Annotated in this window: 15 protein-coding genes and 1 pseudogene; 4 read left to right on the top strand and 12 right to left on the bottom strand. The window is 50.4% G+C overall.

From position 1 onward, the window contains the following. Positions 1-3: 3 nt before the first annotated feature. The 9 genes from NBE99_RS08790 to NBE99_RS08750 form a co-directional block, all read right to left on the bottom strand. Positions 4-813, bottom strand: coding sequence for a carboxylesterase (locus tag NBE99_RS08790; protein WP_250681720.1), 810 nt, complete (start codon positions 811-813; stop codon positions 4-6). A gap of 90 nt (positions 814-903) precedes the next feature. After that, a complete protein-coding gene (gene pflB, locus NBE99_RS08785; RefSeq protein WP_250681719.1) occupies positions 904-3,159 on the bottom strand; it encodes a formate C-acetyltransferase in 2,256 nt (751 codons plus the stop codon). Positions 3,160-3,432: 273 nt separating this feature from the next. Next, positions 3,433-4,485 carry a tRNA dihydrouridine synthase DusB gene (gene dusB, locus NBE99_RS08780; RefSeq protein WP_250681718.1) on the bottom strand — a complete coding sequence of 351 codons (1,053 nt, stop codon included), beginning with the start codon at positions 4,483-4,485 and terminating at the stop codon, positions 3,433-3,435. A gap of 101 nt (positions 4,486-4,586) precedes the next feature. Beyond that, positions 4,587-5,546, bottom strand: a complete 960-nt coding sequence (locus NBE99_RS08775) for a glycosyltransferase family 2 protein (RefSeq protein WP_250681717.1) — start codon at positions 5,544-5,546, stop codon at positions 4,587-4,589. Positions 5,547-5,580: 34 nt separating this feature from the next. Continuing rightward, positions 5,581-6,471: a glycosyltransferase gene (locus NBE99_RS08770; protein WP_250681716.1), complete on the bottom strand. Its 891-nt coding sequence runs from the start codon at positions 6,469-6,471 to the stop codon at positions 5,581-5,583. Positions 6,472-6,490: 19 nt separating this feature from the next. After that, positions 6,491-7,372, bottom strand: a complete 882-nt coding sequence (locus tag NBE99_RS08765) for an alpha-1,2-fucosyltransferase (protein WP_250681715.1) — start codon at positions 7,370-7,372, stop codon at positions 6,491-6,493. Beyond that, the gene (locus NBE99_RS08760; RefSeq protein WP_250681714.1) at positions 7,369-8,469 is read right to left on the bottom strand and encodes a glycosyltransferase family 10 domain-containing protein; all 1,101 of its coding nucleotides are present in this window, start codon (positions 8,467-8,469) and stop codon (positions 7,369-7,371) included. Before NBE99_RS08760 ends, NBE99_RS08765 begins: the two co-directional genes overlap by 4 nt. Next, positions 8,421-9,077 carry an FkbM family methyltransferase gene (locus NBE99_RS08755; RefSeq protein WP_250681713.1) on the bottom strand — a complete coding sequence of 219 codons (657 nt, stop codon included), beginning with the start codon at positions 9,075-9,077 and terminating at the stop codon, positions 8,421-8,423. Before NBE99_RS08755 ends, NBE99_RS08760 begins: the two co-directional genes overlap by 49 nt. A gap of 89 nt (positions 9,078-9,166) precedes the next feature. Beyond that, complete coding sequence (locus NBE99_RS08750; RefSeq protein ID WP_315897261.1) at positions 9,167-9,949, bottom strand: TIGR00297 family protein; 783 nt, start codon at positions 9,947-9,949, stop codon at positions 9,167-9,169. 25 nt (positions 9,950-9,974) lie between these two features. On the opposite strand from NBE99_RS08750, the gene NBE99_RS08745 reads away from it, so the two are divergent. Then, a complete protein-coding gene (locus NBE99_RS08745; RefSeq protein WP_250681711.1) occupies positions 9,975-10,817 on the top strand; it encodes a metal ABC transporter permease in 843 nt (280 codons plus the stop codon). Positions 10,818-10,892: 75 nt separating this feature from the next. Then, positions 10,893-12,155, top strand: a complete 1,263-nt coding sequence (gene ftsZ, locus NBE99_RS08740) for a cell division protein FtsZ (RefSeq protein WP_250681710.1) — start codon at positions 10,893-10,895, stop codon at positions 12,153-12,155. Positions 12,156-12,230: 75 nt separating this feature from the next. Here the strand turns inward: ftsZ and NBE99_RS08735 are convergent, their stop codons facing one another. Next, on the bottom strand, positions 12,231-13,103 hold the full coding sequence (locus NBE99_RS08735) for an SDR family oxidoreductase (RefSeq protein WP_250681709.1): 873 nt from the start codon (positions 13,101-13,103) through the stop codon (positions 12,231-12,233). Between the two features lie 6 nt (positions 13,104-13,109). Beyond that, positions 13,110-13,943, bottom strand: a complete 834-nt coding sequence (locus NBE99_RS08730; RefSeq protein ID WP_250681708.1) for a fatty acid desaturase — start codon at positions 13,941-13,943, stop codon at positions 13,110-13,112. A 129-nt stretch (positions 13,944-14,072) separates the two neighbouring features. Between NBE99_RS08730 and NBE99_RS13355 the strand changes: the two are divergent. Further along, positions 14,073-14,651: pseudogene (locus tag NBE99_RS13355) on the top strand (hypothetical protein). Positions 14,652-14,685: 34 nt separating this feature from the next. Here NBE99_RS13355 and NBE99_RS08715 read toward each other — a convergent pair. Beyond that, positions 14,686-15,861 carry an aminotransferase class V-fold PLP-dependent enzyme gene (locus NBE99_RS08715; protein WP_250681705.1) on the bottom strand — a complete coding sequence of 392 codons (1,176 nt, stop codon included), beginning with the start codon at positions 15,859-15,861 and terminating at the stop codon, positions 14,686-14,688. A gap of 140 nt (positions 15,862-16,001) precedes the next feature. Here NBE99_RS08715 and NBE99_RS08710 point away from each other — a divergent pair, with 140 nt between their 5' ends. Further along, positions 16,002-16,622 (top strand): hypothetical protein, encoded by a 621-nt coding sequence (locus NBE99_RS08710; RefSeq protein ID WP_250681704.1) that lies wholly within the window; start codon positions 16,002-16,004, stop codon positions 16,620-16,622. Positions 16,623-16,639: the final 17 nt, after the last annotated feature.

The raw sequence follows: 16,639 nt of genomic DNA, 5'->3' as shown, positions 1-16,639 counted from the left end.
CAACTATCTTCCCAAAAAGGCGACCACCTTGGCGAATACCTGTTCTCGCTCGACATCAAGGGGGAGCAAGTGATCCGAATCTTTGAGCCAGTGCAATTCCTTTTGGGGACTGCCTAGTTGTGCGTAAATGATCTGCGCCCCTTGGGGGTCAACGATGGTATCGGCATGGCTTTGGAAAATCAGTGTTGGTGTTGTGATGAGGGGCAACTCTTGCGCCACTTGGGCAATCAGGTTGAGGGCACTGCGGACAGCTTGGAGATTAAAACTTTTGAAAAAGCAGGCGGCTTCCGCTGCTTGGCGCAGGGCGCGATCGCGAATCGGTAGGCTCCGCCGAGGCACCCAAGGAATCCACTGACCAAAGGATTGCACCAAAGTTTCCGGCGCCAAGGGCAAAAACCAAGGCCGATAGATGCGCAAAAAGGGGGCAAGGAGCACGAGAGCATCAACGGCATACTCATCGGCAAGATGCAACGCTAGCGTCCCCCCTGTAGAAAAGCCCACCACGGCAACCGTGCGATGGGTGTCTCGTAAGGGCTTAAAGGCTGTCACTACTGCCTCATACCATTGGTGCCATGTCGAGGCCGGCATTTGGGCACGGGGGCGATCGTGCCCCGGATAGAGAATGCCCTGAACCGTCCAGCCCGCTTCATAGAGTACCTCTGCCAAAAGTTGCAGTTCATAAACCCCACCCCCCAAGCCATGGAGGAGCAAACAGGCGCGATCGCCCTCAGGGTATCTATGGAAAAAGGGACGGTTGACAAGATTGACCAAGCGACTGGAAAACCCCCTTGCCTTTTGTGATGTGACCCACATAAAAAATCTACCCCGATCGCCAGAGCAACCGAGATAGAGGACGCGACGTTCATCTAGGCGGCAGTTCGCCTAAAGAGCCTAACGATGAGCCTAAAAACGTTCATGGAAGGTGCGGCGAATCACATCCAACTGTTGTTCGCGGGTGAGTTTGATAAAGTTCACCGCATACCCCGACACGCGGATCGTGAGTTGTGGGTACAGTTCAGGGTGATCCATGGCATCCAACAACATTTCGCGGTTGAGGACGTTGACGTTGATATGGAAGCCTTGGTCGTGGATGTACCCATCCAGCATATTCACCAAGTTGCTGATTTGATCCTCCCGTGTCTTGCCAAGGGCACTCGGCACGATGGAGAAGGTGTTGGAAATGCCATCTTGGGCATGGACATAGGGCAGTTTGGCCACGGACGCCAGTGAGGCGATCGCCCCTTTGGTATCACGACCGTGCATGGGATTAGCTCCCGGTGCAAAGGGTTCACCGGCTTTGCGGCCATCGGGAGTATTGCCGGTTTTCTTGCCATAAACGACGTTGGAGGTAATCGTCAAGATCGACTGCGTGGGGACAGCATTACGGTAGGTCTTGTGTTTGCGGACTTCGTTCATGAAGGTTTCCACAACCCACACCGCGAGACTATCCACGCGATCGTCGTTGTTGCCGTACTTCGGAAAATCACCCTTGATCTCGTAGTCCACCGCTAACCCTTCGGCATTGCGGATCACTTTCACCTCGGCGTACTTAATGGCCGAGAGGGCATCCGCGACCACCGATAGACCCGCCACCCCACAGGCCATCGTGCGGAAGACATCGCGATCGTGGAGCGCCATCTCTAGCCGCTCGTAGCAGTACTTATCGTGCATGTAGTGGATGACGTTGAGGGTATTCACATACACCTTCGCCAACCAAGCCATCATCTGCTCAAAGCGCGGCAGGACTTCTTCCCACTTCAGGGTGTCGCCGGTAATCGGCGCAAACATGGGTGCCACTTGCTGACCAGAGACTTCATCCCGACCGCCATTAATTGCGTAGAGGAGGGCTTTGGCCAAGTTCACCCGTGCCCCAAAGAATTGCATTTGTTTACCGACCCGCATCGCCGAGACGCAGCAGGCGATCGCATAGTCATCGCCCCAGTAGGGACGCATCAAGTCATCGTTTTCGTATTGAATCGAACTGGTGTCAATCGAGACTTGGGCGCAGAAGCGTTTGAACGCCTCCGGCAAGTTTTCCGACCACAGCACGGTCAAGTTGGGTTCCGGGGCTGGACCGAGGGTATAGAGCGTATTCAGGATGCGAAAGCTGGTTTTGGTGACCAGTGGCCGACCATCCAGAGCCATGCCGCCGATGGATTCTGTCACCCACGTGGGATCACCCGAGAAGAGTTCATTGTATTCCGGCGTCCGCAGGAACCGCACCATCCGCAGCTTCATGACGAAGTGGTCAATCCACTCTTGAATGTCGGCTTCTGTTGCTGTGCCACGGCGCAAATCCCGTTCAAAGTAAATGTCAAGGAAGGTGGAGACCCGCCCAAGGGACATGGCAGCGCCGTTTTGTTCTTTGACCGCCGCAAGGTAGCCGAAGTAAAGCCACTGAATCGCCTCTTTGCCATTGGCCGCAGGCCGCGAAATATCAAAGCCATAGCTGGCCGCCATTTCCTTCAGCTCATTGAGGGCTTTGATTTGCTCAGAAAGTTCTTCCCGCAGGCGGATGGTTTCTTCATCCATGACATCCAGTTCTAGGGAAGCCTGCTGTGCCTGTTTGTCGGCAATCAGACGATCCACCCCATAGAGCGCCACACGGCGATAGTCGCCAATAATCCGACCCCGCCCGTAGGCATCCGGCAGTCCCGTAATGATCCCCGATTTACGACAGCGGCGCATTTCGGGTGTGTAGGCATCGAAGACGCCATCGTTGTGGGTTTTGCGATATTTGGTGAAGATTTCTTTGGTGCGCGGATCCAGTTCGTAACCGTAGGCTTTAAGGGCCGTTTCCACAACGCGAATGCCACCAAAGGGCATGATGGCACGTTTCAGGGGTTTATCGGTTTGCAGGCCCACGATTTGCTCTAACTCCCGGTCAATGTAGCCCGGTGCGTGCGACGTAATGGAGGAGGGGACACTGGTATCCGCATCGAGCACCCCTTTTTCTCGCTCTTGAGCCATCAGGTCACGCACTTTTGCCCAAAGTTGCTGGGTGCGATCGCTCGCCCCCACTAGGAAGGAGGCATCCCCTGTGTAGGGAGTGTAGTTGCGCTGAATAAAGTCGCGGACATCAATGCGATGAACCCAGTCACCACCTGTAAATTCTTGCCATGCCGCTTCGGGCAATTCTGTGTAACGTGTACAGTTCATAACCAATGTTCCTCATCAAGTGTGCAGCAATTTCTCGCGATCGCCGTTCACCGATAGCGATCGCCCGCTCAAACCAGCACGAACCTGCTAACTGCAAATGCTAGAGAATGCGCCAGAGATTAAGAGATTGCAATCAAACTAGAAATGTAAACCAATTTGTTGTAGGTCAAGCCTCGTCAGTCTTCTTTGGCCTGCTCACACCTACATTTTCATTATACCCCCTAAATTCTAGGGGCTGATTTTTGCGAAAAGTAAAGCGTTCTCCTCACTGGTTTAGGCCGCGATCGCCCCCGTTTCTGAGACAGTTTGGACATTTTGCAAACGCTCAATCGCCTGATCCAAGAGGGCTAAACCCGCCTCTAGAGTTTCAATCTGGCACAATTGACTGCGCAGTTCTGCTGCATCGGCAAAACCCTTGGCGTACCATGTCAAATGTTTACGCCCTTGGCGAATCCCCCGCTCCCCCTTATACTCCCAGAGGCCAATGAGATGATCTCGCGCACATTGCAGCCGCTCTACCACCGTTGGCGCCGGCCGGCGCTCCCCTGTTTTTAAGAAGTGATCAATCTCACCGACCAAAAAGGGATAACCCATGGTTCCGCGGGAGCACATCACGCCATCTGCCCCTGTTTGCTCTAGACAACGCACCGCTGCTTCCACCGAAAAAATATCACCATTGGCAATGACTGGAATACTCAAGCGCTCCTTCACCCGTGCAATCCACTCCCAGCGGGCTGGGCCATTAAAGCCTTGAGCGCGAGTCCGCCCATGAACCGTGATCATTGCCGCACCAGCATCCTCCATTGCTTTGGCAAAGTCAAGGATATTGATCTCCTGATCGCTCCAGCCGATGCGGGTTTTCACCGTAACTGGCACAGGCACCGCTTGGGAGACCGTACGCACAATTGTGGCTGCTGTTTTTACATCCCGCAGCAGCGAAGAGCCACCCCCATTCTTGGTGATTTTATTCACCGGGCAGCCCATGTTGATGTCCACGGTATCCGCCCCTTCAGCCACTGCCTTGATTGCGGCTTCCGCTAAAAAATCAGGACGGCAGTCAAAGAGTTGAATACTAATGGGGTGCTCATTGGCATCCACTTCCATGATCCGAGGCAGGGTTTTCAAATAGTGCAGCCCTGAAGCACTCACCATCTCGGTGTACATCATTGACTCAGGGGCATAGCGGCGTACCAATCGCCGAAAGACTAAGTCTGTCACACCTGCCAAAGGGGACTGCAATACCCGACTGTTGACCGTGACAGAACCAATCCGCAACGGCATGGCTAGACGGGCTTTCAGCTCTGGTGACAGGGTTAGCGTGCTCATGAAAAAATGGCTAGTGTGATAACCAATGCTTTTGAAGCGAGTTACTTGAGGTTATGACCTAATTGTATCAAAGGCTCGCCTGCAAACCTGCTGCTCGTTCTCTACACTGAATTTTTAATTTGCTCTTGATAGGCTGAATAAACAGCTCGAACATTGTACCAGTTCAAAAAGATACGAGCCACTTCGAGTGCATCTTGAGGACGACCAATATTAATCAGCCATTGCAAGAGGGGAGCCATGGTTTTCTCATTGAGAAGTCCACCAAGGGATAGAATTGCCCAAAGGAGATAGTGAAATGGCGTCATTTGAATCATGAGCTTCACTTCCCAAATGGGATGCTTTTTATAAAATAAAACCCCCATCCTTCCCCGTTCTATCTCTTTCCGAATCAGGGCAGGAACTTGACTGAGGGAAAAGGGTGGATGCCAGTGATAGCCAACGGCTTCGGGGCACTTCAGTAATCGTAAACCTAGTTTCTTGAGGCGCACCCCTAGTTCTAAATCTTCCCAGCCGTAGAGTTGAAACTGGGTATCAAAGAGGCCTGCCTTTTCCAACCAATGGCGGGCGATCGCCACATTCCCCGTTGCAAAATAGGCAGCTGAAAAATCAATGATCTTGTATGGTTCTGAGGTTAGATCATCAAAATTACAGGTATTGATGACACGGCCATAGGAAAAAGCAGGCACCTGAGGGATATCCTCAATGCCAAGACGTTCTTTTTCTTGAGTTAAGCACTTCACATGAGCTTCTAAAAACGTTTCCGTCACTACCAAATCACTATCGATAAAAATAATCCAGTCACCCTGAGCTGCTTGAAGACCCAAGTTACGAGCCGCCGCTGGCCCCAGATGCTCCTGTTGCAACCAGCGCACACAGGGAAATTCCTCACCATGCTCCCTCAGCCACTCAATCGTGTTGTCTGTTGAGCCGTCATCGACAATAATGACTTCATAGCCCTCGATGCCCAGCTCAGGATTCCATGTTTGGTGGGCGATCGCGCGAACACACTTTTCTAGAATGGGCAAGCGATTATAGGTAGGAATTACGACACTAAAAAACATGATCACTCCAGAACTGTGGTCTTGAGCCACTCGACTAGCCTGTTCTATCTAAAACCCAACTATGGAGGCGATGAGAACAAAGGCGCAGGAACGCATGTTGGAGAATTTTCTCTGCTTCTGTTCCTTTATAACATTGCTTTAACTCCTGCAGGAGGTGGAACGTTTTCCACGGGTCTTTCTCTGCTTCTTGAGCCTCAGTTGGCGAAATTCCTAGCTTGGCACTCAGTAGTTGTTGCCAGTGGCGCGAACGAATCCGTTGACTATTTTGAGCTTGCTGCCGTCGGTAAAGAGCTGAAGTTTGTTTTCGATGCACTCGGTATCGAAGAAGCACCTCTGGAACATTCCCCATCCTAAACCCCACCACCCATGCCCGCTGCCATAAATCATAATCCTCTACAAGAGACCACTCAGCGGAGTACCTTAGCTCTTTGAATACCTCAGAGCGACCGATCACAGATGGATGGGCAAAAGGAACACCAAACAATAATTCAGCTTCACAGCCTTCATGGGAATGAGGATAGTGCCAAGAACCAATTCCTGCGCCAATGAGCTGAACAGATGAGCCACAAAGATGCAATTTATTTTCTTCTAGAAATTTAAGCTGACTTTCTAACCTTTTAGGTAAGGCTAAATCATCTGCATCCATTCTAGCGATATACCGACCATTAGCAATCTCAATTGCTTTATTCAGTGTATAAATTAAACCTTTATTATCCTGATGAATTAAGTAAATACGAGGATCAATTTTTGCATAGCTTGATAAGATTTCAAATGAATTATCCGAAGAACCATCATTAATAATAATGAGTTCAAAATCATTAAAAGATTGATGAAGAATAGATTTTATAGATAATTCAATATATTGGTCAGAATTAAAAACTGGCAAAATAACTGAAATGGTCGGATTTTTGTTTATATTCATCATTAACAATAACTAAATCATCTCAAATCCTAATCCAGCTCTTTGGAATTAAGTCTGAATCATCTTTATCAGATATAGCAAACCATTTTGGAGGAGCAATCACAATTTTTTCAGGGCTATCATTTAGCCAAGCAGCCCACCAACTAAACGTACTGTTGGCAATTATATGATGACGACATAGACTCATTAATCGCATATCATTATAGCTCTCCTGACCAGTATTATTTTCCACATAGTAAACAGGGTGCGAGATTTCTAAGTTTGATTTTGCCCATTCAACTTCATCTGAAAAGACAAAGAATACAGGATCACTTACAAGTGTAGTGATATATTCAATAGCGCGATAGTAATAGTCAAGCTGACAGACGCCATGAACTCTATGTGTCGTAGAGTTTGAAATATAGTCTCCACGGCGAATATGAAGACTAATTGAATGACACTGAGTAATTTTATCTGCCCATTGAGCATTGGCTTCCGACAGAGGTTGCCTAAACTTGAAATCTTCCCGTAGGACATCAGCAATTTCGCTAAAGTATTTTTCTGATTGCCAGTAGCCCTGAAGGTAGGCGGTGTCAGGGATAGAGTGAATTTGCTCCCAATAGTGATAGTGAGGTTCAAGAATTAGTCGTCCCTTACATAGTGCTGAAAGCTTAAGGTTGGCGATCGCTCTCCTGATTTTTGGTACCCCCCACCAACCCAAAACAGACTTCAAATCCTCAAGAGAAGCAATTGCAGCCTCACAGCAAAATACACGATGTAGCTCAAACCCTTGATGAAGCTGGTAACTTTCAAAATCCGAAATATCTAAACGCAAAGGTACTCCCTTAGCAATAGACAAAGCCCTTCCTAAAGCATACTGGAACATCTGGTTTCCAAGGCCACCGATAAGATTGACAAAGATCATCGTTCTGACTGTTTATGAATAGTGTTGAATCGATCCAAAATGCCACGAACGATGGTCTGCACAAAGTGAGTAATAGAAAACCGCTGTGCTTGGGGAGAGTGCAGAAAATTCCAAATTGCTTGCTGGTAGCCTTTATAGATCTCTTCTGGCATCGTCTTGAGAAAGCTGTATAAAGAGTCGTAGGAGGAAAACTCTCTACGGTCAATAAAACAAGCCTTAGGAATGTAGTCGGTAATGTCTGGTGCCCCCCAGTAGACTGGCACGTTCCCCGCGCAAAAGGCATCAAAAATTTTCTCTGTGATGTAACCACGAAAAATCGCGTTTTCATAGACAATCGAGAAGCGGGACTGTCTTAACACTTCAGTTTTTGTGGGCACAATGCCCCGCCAAGACGGAAACGGGGGGAATGGTCTGTGAATCCACCTTTTTTCTAAGGCGTGAATGATACCTCCCACCACTGGCAGTTGGGCTGAGTGATTCCAACCGTGACCATAAAGGGCAAAGTCCTGTGGTGCATGGTGTTCAAACCAGCGAATAGCTCTGACCCGTTCGCGGTAGAGATCTTGAGAGGGAGCCCACCAAGCCAAAGCCTTATTACTGTTGATTAAAACTACCAACTGAGGACGTTGCCCATAGCCATCTACACCACCTGTTATTTTGAACGGGTGAGGCAGTTGAATTCGCTGGGTCTGCTTGATAGCAAGGTCAGGGTTCCAAGTAAAGACACCTTGGTAGCGACGCAATAAGAACCGCCGCCCATTGGCTGGATAGATCAACGGATGTTCAGCGAGAATTACAAATTTTGGAGACTTGGAGCGCGGAGCTTGAACATTGAGATGGAGTTCAAAATCGGGATCATTACAGCATTCATCGAGGCCAACAAGTTCAACGCCTTGAGCACGAAACCCCTCCCGCAGGGCAATCCAAGGCTGTGTTAATCCATCTGGAGATCCATTAGGATCAAAAAATACGGCTGTGGGAATATCAGGATAGACAAAAAGACCCGTTAATCCTTGCTTTGTCATTGAATGATTTTCTAGGTTGCAACTCAAATGTTCTTTAATTGCCAGCTTTCCCAAACGAATTCGTAATTCCACATTTCAATATGAGTTCTTGTTAACTGAGAACGTAAATTCTGACGCTTCTCTTCTGAGTTCTCAACAAAATTATGAAACTGAATCTGAAGATATTTTATCTTTTCTATTAAGTTAGAATCAATGAGCTTTCTCACTAAATTATACTCTCCTCCTTCAATGTTAATTTTCATCAAATCTACTTTTTCGAGACCAAGCTCTTGGAAAACAGTGGCACAGTTCCGTAGTTGAGCTATTTCCGCTGATGCTTTTGAAGTTCTTTTATAAAAACTTGATGAATCTTGAGCTATATAAACTTGAGAAACTTCATCAGTGTCAGAAAGCCCATAATTCAGGGCAGTAATCTTTGCATTACCAGCGAACCGTTTCTTACAAATGTGATAGAAGACTGAAACTGGCTCAAAAACAAACACTCGACAATTAAATTTCTCATGAATGAGAGCAGTAAAGTCTCCTTTATATCCCCCCACATCTAGGACAATGCTCTCTGTATCAAGTGGATAATCAAGCCGCAAGGTGCTATCGCCTTTATCTCGAAACCAGCGACGAACCTCGCGTTGAAATGAGTTGTGAATTAGCAATGAGTCAAGCCAGTCTAGAATTTTGTTCATACTTGACAAATCTTAATATAAATGCGGATAAATCAAACGAGTCAAGTCATAAAAAAGGGAGTTAAACTCCTAGCTCACCAGTAAATTTCCTATGAAACCATAAAAATGACTGCCATTGCCAGTAAAGCCCCCACGGTTGTGTTGATGCCGTTGACGATTTCATTACTCAGCCAAGGGTAGCGTTCTTGAAGGGTTGCTCCCACGAGACTCTCCACAAGATTGGCTAAGAAGGCCGCAAGGATACAAATGGGGATGGCGATCGCTCCCATCAAGTTCACACTCGAACCGAGCACAGCTATGATAGTAGCACCCACCAGACCTGCTAGCGTTCCCTCCAAGCTCACGGCGCCCTCTGTCCCCGGTGGCACAGGTTGCAGTGTGGTAATAAGAAACGTGCGCTGGCCATAGGCTTTGCCCACTTCACTGGCACAGGTGTCCGACAGCTTGGTGCTAAAACTAGCGACAAACCCCACCCAGAATAGCTCTCGCCATTGGGGAAACAGAAGAGCAAGGAGTGCACAGACGGTGCCTGTAAAAGCCGATCCCCAGACGTTCTCTGGCCCGCGTGCGCCGGAGCGTTTTTCAGCAATGCCTGCGGCCTCTTTTTTTGCCATGCCGAGGCGGGTGACGGCGGAACCGACAAGGAAATAGACCATGACAATGAGATAGCCCTGCCAGCCGAGTGTCCCCCAGATCAGTACCCCCAAGAGCCACGCATGGAAGAGTCCTGCTGGGGTGAGTAATTTTTGCCGCGCAAGGAGGGCGATCGCCCCAAGGAAGGTATTGAGCAAGATACCTATCCACCAAGGGTTCAGTAAAAGGATGCCATCCACGAGAACCGCACTCCGACTATACTGGCAGCACCTTATCATACTTTTCAGGCAGAGAGGATAGAGGATGATCACTTGGCTACTAGAGCCGCTGCAACACGCATTTATGGTCAAAGCCTTGGGGGTAAGCACCCTTGTGGGCTGTGTCTGTGCGGTATTGTCTTGTTTTTTGACCCTGAAGGGCTGGGCACTGATGGGGGATGCAGTGTCCCATGCAGTCTTGCCCGGTGTAATCTTGGCCTATTGGCTGGGGCTGCCCTTTGCCTTGGGGGCTTTTGTCTTTGGTCTGATGGCCGTGACCCTCATTGGCTTTATTCAGCAGCAGACACGGGTGAAGGAGGATACAGTTATTGGCCTAGTGTTTACAGGCTTTTTCGCCTTGGGGTTGGTGTTGCTCTCGAAAACCGCTAGTAGTGTTGACCTAATGCATATTCTCTTTGGAAATGTCTTGGGGATTAGTGATCGCGACCTCTGGCAAACGGTAATTGTTAGCTGCGTTACATTGATCACAATTGCTTTACTCCATCGGGACTTGATTCTGTTTTGCTTTGACCCTACCCATGCCCGTACCATTGGCCTAAATACGACCCTGCTGTACTATCTTCTTTTGGCGCTGCTATCCCTAACCACTGTGGCTGCCCTGCAAACCGTGGGCATTATTCTCGTGGTGGCGATGCTAATTACACCGGGGGCAACGGCCTACTTGTTGAGCGATCGCTTTGGCGTGATGGTGCTCATTGCTCTTGGGGTAGGTGGCCTTGGCAGTTTACTGGGAACCTACATCAGTTACTATCTGGATGCGTCAACAGGTGGCTGTATTGTTGTCCTGCAAACCCTAATTTTTCTATTAGCGATGATTTTTGCCCCCAAGCATGGTCTCTTGGCCAAAGTCCGCTCGCCCCTGAGTTAGGCTTATATGATTAATTTTGTGGGGTGTTGCCGATGCCCTTGCTAGAGTTCATGATATAGTTGCCCCATATTTATCATGGGTGAAGACAGTTGCGTTATGGAGTCAGATCAACAGTGGCCTACGGAACCTGTTCCCTCTAAAGTCCCGACCTCCTTTGTTCCGGGAGAGGTAGGCATTGCATCTGGCGACAACGGTCATGGCGCACCAACCGATGTGTTAAGGAGTTATGACAACTTGGTAGAAACTTCAGCAGCGCGCATCAAAGTGATTGGTGTCGGTGGTGGCGGTGGCAATGCGGTCAACCGCATGATTGCCAGTAATGTGGCTGGTGTTGAGTTTTGGTGTGTCAATACTGATGCGCAGGCGATCGCCCAATCCCAAGCCCACCGCTGCCTGCAAATTGGCCAAAAACTCACCCGTGGTCTCGGCGCCGGTGGTAACCCTGCCATTGGTCAAAAAGCGGCTGAAGAATCCCGCGAAGACCTCGCTGCTGCCCTCAAGGACGCCGATTTGATTTTCATTACCTGTGGCATGGGTGGCGGTACAGGCACGGGCGCAGCGCCAATTGTGGCTGAAGTGGCCAAGGAACAGGGCGCCCTAACCGTTGCAGTCGTAACCCGTCCCTTTACCTTTGAGGGTCGTCGTCGAGCTAGTCAAGCGGATGAAGGCATCGAAGCCTTGCAAAGTCGGGTTGATACCCTCATCGTGATCCCCAATGACAAGATTCTCGCAGTGATTTCGGAGCAAACATCGGTTCAGGATGCGTTTCGAGTGGCCGATGATGTGCTGCGCCAAGGGGTTCAGGGGATTTCCGACATTATTAATCTGCCAGGGCTGATTAACGTCGATTTCGCCGATATTCGTTCGGTGATGGCTGATGCCGGTTCTGCCATGATGGGCATTGGTATTGCCTCTGGCAAGTCACGAGCTACGGAAGCCGCTGTCAGTGCAATTTCTTCACCCCTACTGGAGGGATCGATTGAGGGTGCCAAGGGCGTTGTCTTCAACATTACTGGGGGAACCGATCTCACCCTCCATGAAGTCAATGCAGCCGCGGAGGTGATTTACAATGTCGCCGATGCCAACGCCAATATCATCTTTGGTGCTGTGATTGATCCCGACATGCAAGGGGAGGTTCAAGTCACTGTTATTGCCACTGGATTTAGCGGTGAACCCATCAGTCGTACCCGTGCCACCACCAAAACCACCCCCTTGACGCACCGCCCCCTAACAACTACACCGTCTCCTTCTGAAGCGCCTGCGCCAGAACCTGAAGTTGAAACCAAGCCCAAGTTAGACATTCCTGAGTTCCTCCAGCGCCGCCGACCCACCCCCTAGGGATGAAGGTTGTTCCCTGTAGAGCATTGAGTTATAGATTTCTTTAATTGAGTTCAAATAATTGAGTTGAGTTGATTAATTTACTGGACTGAGTTCACGGACGATTGCGGCTAGCCCCTCTCGGTAGGAAGGATAGCGGAGCTTGACGCCCAAAACCTGCTTGATTTTGTCATTGCGCACTCGGCGCGATTCCCGCCAAAAGGATTGAGCCATTGGACTTAGGTTAGCAGCCTCTAGAGGAACAGCTGGGGGTGCCGGGCGACCCAAAAGACGATAGGCCTCGAGTAAAACAGGGAGCGACTCTGAGGGTTGATCATCACTGAGGTTATAAATTTCCTGCGGCGTGGGTTGTGTCAGCGATCGCTCGAGGGTTTGGACAATATCTTCAACGTGAATACGGCAAAAGTAGTGCCCCGGTTTATCGATGAGTTGAACATTGCCCTTAAGAATACGAGTGATCGGATTGCGGCCTTCCCCCGGACCATAGATGCCGGGAAGGCGAAAAATATGGGTGGGCAGGTTCGCGTTGAGAAAGGTCTGCTCTATGCTGACGCGGTGTTGTGAACGCAAATTTTGGGGATTGACAGATGTTGTTTCATCTACCCAGCCCCCTTGGCGATCGCCATAGACCCCCGTTGTCGAAAGGTAGCCAAACCATTGCAGATTCAGTTTCTCTAACTGCGGCAACAGTGCCAGCGCAACCGCATCCTCTCCTTGGCGATCGGGAGGAATACTATTGAGGATGTGGGTTACCCCCTCAAGGGCGGCTGAATCTAAGGGGACTTGCTCCCCCTGGGGCTCCCATGCAAAGCGAAAACAGGGAACATGGCTGAGTTCTGGCGGCGGCTTTCCCCGACGGTTGGTAATGACCACATCAATGCCTTGGGCTTGGAGCGATCGCGCCAACCACGTCCCTGTATAACCGCAGCCGAGAATGAGAACCCGCATCGTCCTCTAGTCTTGGGAAGAAGCTGCCGGTGCCTCCACCAAACGCACCTTTGTGGCCAAGCCCAGAAATTGCAGGAGTCGAATTGTTAGCCACGTCAGGTCTAGTTCCCACCACTGCAAACCATGGCGCGCTGAGTATTGATAGGCATGGTGGTTGTTATGCCACCCCTCACCAAAGGTTAACAGGGCGACCCACCAGCAATTGGTTGAGTGATCCGTGGTTTCAAACGTGCGATAGCCAAAGGTATGGGTGGCACTATTGACCAGCCAAGTGGTGTGATAGACCGTTACAAGGCGCACAAAAATTCCCCAAACCACAAACGGCCAGCCGCCCCACAGGTAAAGCAGAATGGCCAAGACCGCCTGAATGGGCAGAAAGTACTTGTCAAGAAACTGATAGACCGGATCATCAGCAATATCTTTGGTGAAACGGGGAATCTCTGCTTCCGCTGGCACCTCACGAAACATCCATTCAATATGGCTCCACCAAAAGCCCTTACGCGAGTCGTGGTGATCATTCGGCTGATCAGAGTAGAGATGATGATGGCGGTGCAGCCCAACCCACCAAATCGGCCCCCCTTGCATTGAGAGGGTGCCGCAAAAGACCAAGAAATACTCTAACCATTTGGGAACTTGGAAGCTGCGATGGGTAACGAGGCGGTGCCAACCAAGGGTAATCCCGATGCCAGCCGTCAACCAGTGAAGCACAAGCGCCAGCAAGACTGCCTTCCAGCTAAACATGCTGGGTAAAAAAGCAAGAAGAGCACCGAGGTGTACAAAAATAATAAAGGTTGCCGTAGGCCAAGCAATGGGGGGTTTGGCAACAGTGGCTTGGGTCATGAACACATCCGTAAAACAACTGAGTTGGCTGCTGTTCTCTCTAGGCTGAGCTTGAACAACACCCATCAGACTTTAGTATAACGAGCCACGGTTGAGTATCTTTACTTAAGAATGTTTTTCCCAATACGGATGACAGAGGCATATACCCCTGAAGAGGTTTGGCGGTTATTGGGGGAGCTATTAGAGGCTCAGAAGGAAACGGAGCGCCAATTTCAGGAGACGGATCGGCGATTTCAAGAAACGGAACGATTGCTGCGGGAAGAAGCGCGCCAACTCAACCAGCAACTGGGGAAACTCAGCAATCGCCTTGGGGAATTTGTGGAATGGCAGGTACGCCCCGCCGTGCTGTGATGATTTCAGAATCGGGGAATTGCTGTCTGTCAGCTTTACAGCCATGTCATTCTCCAAGATGGCAACGAGAGTTTAGAAATTGATCTGCTGGTTGCTAACACAGATGAAGCCGTCCTCGTCGAGGTGAAAACGAAACTGAGCCAAGGGGATGTGGATGAGCATTTAGAGCGGATCGCGAAATTTCGTCGTTTGGCGCACCAGTATCGGGGCACCAAGCTCTTGGGCGCCGTGACAGGGATGATCGTGTTCCCTGAGGTGGCTCGCTATGCCTATCGGCAAGGTTTGTCTGTGTTGGCGCAGTCAGGAGATGGGGTGACGATTCTCAATGATGCCCAGTTCCAGCCCCGTACATGGTAGGTCACTCTCTTGGAGAATCGCTCTAATTCAATTCTCAAACTTCCTGAGGATGATCCTGGAGCCACTGTTTGAGGGCACCGACAAAGCGATCGCACTCCTGCGGCAGCGTAAAGTAATGCACACAGGCTCGCACCGAGGCAGGATAAAGCAATTCCCGCACCAAGATATTTTCTGCTTCCAAATCCTGCACCAATTGACGATGCTGACCATTGGCCAACTGAAAGGCCACCAATCCCGACAGCGGTGGCACTGGACTGAGGCAGGTCAAGCCCTCAATCCCCTGTAACTGTTGCCAGAGGTGATGACTCAGGGCACAAATGCGCTGGTATCGCTCTTGGGGGGTGCCCCAGGCTGCATGGATCTGGAGAGCAGTGGTTAGCCCTGGTACCAAGGAAAAAGCGGTTGTGGCCACCTCAAAGCGACTGGCATCCTCTTTCCAGCCCGCAGGTTGCGCCTCACGGGTTTGGTGAATGCCGCGCCAACCAATGAAGGTGGGTTCCAAGGTGGGCAGGCGATCGCGCCGAATGTACAGCCCTCCCAGCCCCGCAGGTCCACAGCACCACTTGTGTCCCGTAAAGGCATAGTAGTCCACCCCCAAGGCGGGTAAATTCAGGGGCACCATGCCAACACTTTGGGCACCATCCGCCAAGACTTGGATGCCGCGACGATGGCAAACGTCAACAATCTGCTTTAACGGCAAAAGTTTCCCGGTATTCCACAGCAAATGACTGAGAACCACCAAGCGTGTGCGGGGATGGAGTTGGGCTTCAATGGCGGCCACCTCATCCTCACACCAGGGCCAAAAGGCCACCCGATCCACGACCACCCCCAACCGCCGCGCTAATTGCTCCGTAATCGCCACTACCCCCGGATGCTCACAGTTGGAAATTAGCAGGCGATCGCCCGCTTGCCAGTTGATGCCCCAAAGAACGATATTGCAGCCAGTGGTTACAGAATCGGTCAGGGCAATGGTGTCTGCCGTTGTTCCCAAAAGCTGTGCCAGTTCTGCTCGCAGGGTTTGCAGTTGTTGACTCAGCCACGGAAAGACCCGATTGGCAAAGGGACCTTGTTCTTGGATGTGGCGATCGCTCTGGAGAATCGCATGCCAAGTGTCTTGGTGCAGCGGCCCTTGCCCCCCATAGTTGAGGTAGGTCTTATTGAGCAGGGCAGGGTAGGTATCGTGGTAGGTGCGCAGTGTCTCTAGGTTCATTCGATAGTTATTTCAAGTGATAGATAGATGCTACCGTAAAGAACTTAAGATAAAGGTATGTAGCAAGTCCCCTTTTTATCCCCCCTCAAGTAGCGCAGCGCTCAAGCAAGGCGCGGTCAATTAATCACCTCAATCAAGCAATGACAAAGGCATACACCCCTGACGATGTTTGGCGATTATTAGGGGAGCTGTTAGAAGCTCAAAAGGAAACGGAACGCCGCTTTCAAGAAACGGAACGCCGCTTTCAAGAAACGGATCGGCGATTTCAGGAGACTGACCGACGTTTCCAAGCAACGGAACGATTGCTGCGAGAAGAAGCTCGCCAACTCAATCAGCAACTGGGGAAACTGGGCAATCGCCTTGGGGAATTTGTGGAATGGCAGGTACGACCAGCGGTACTCCGTTTATTTCAGAGTCGGGGAATTGCCGTCTCTCAACTTTACAGCGATGTCATTCTCCAAGATGGGAACGAGAGTTTAGAAATTGATCTGCTGGTGGTCAATACGGATGAAGCGGTTCTCGTCGAGGTAAAAACGAAACTAAGCCAAGGGGATGTGGATGAGCATCTAGAGCGCATTGCGAAATTTCGTCGTTTGGCGCACCAGTATCGTGACACCAAGCTCTTGGGAGCGGTGGCAGGGATGATTGTGCCGCCTGAGGTGGCTCGCTATGCCTACCGGCAAGGTTTGTTTGTGTTGGCCCAGTCGGGAGACGGCGTGGCGATTCTCAATGATGCGCAGTTTCGACCCCGTACATGGTAGCCCCTGCCCAATAATTT

The organism is Thermosynechococcus sp. HN-54 (assembly GCF_023650955.1).
In the GTDB taxonomy this organism is placed as follows: Bacteria; Cyanobacteriota; Cyanobacteriia; order Thermosynechococcales; family Thermosynechococcaceae; genus Thermosynechococcus.
This window is presented reverse-complemented; position numbering and strand designations above follow the sequence as displayed.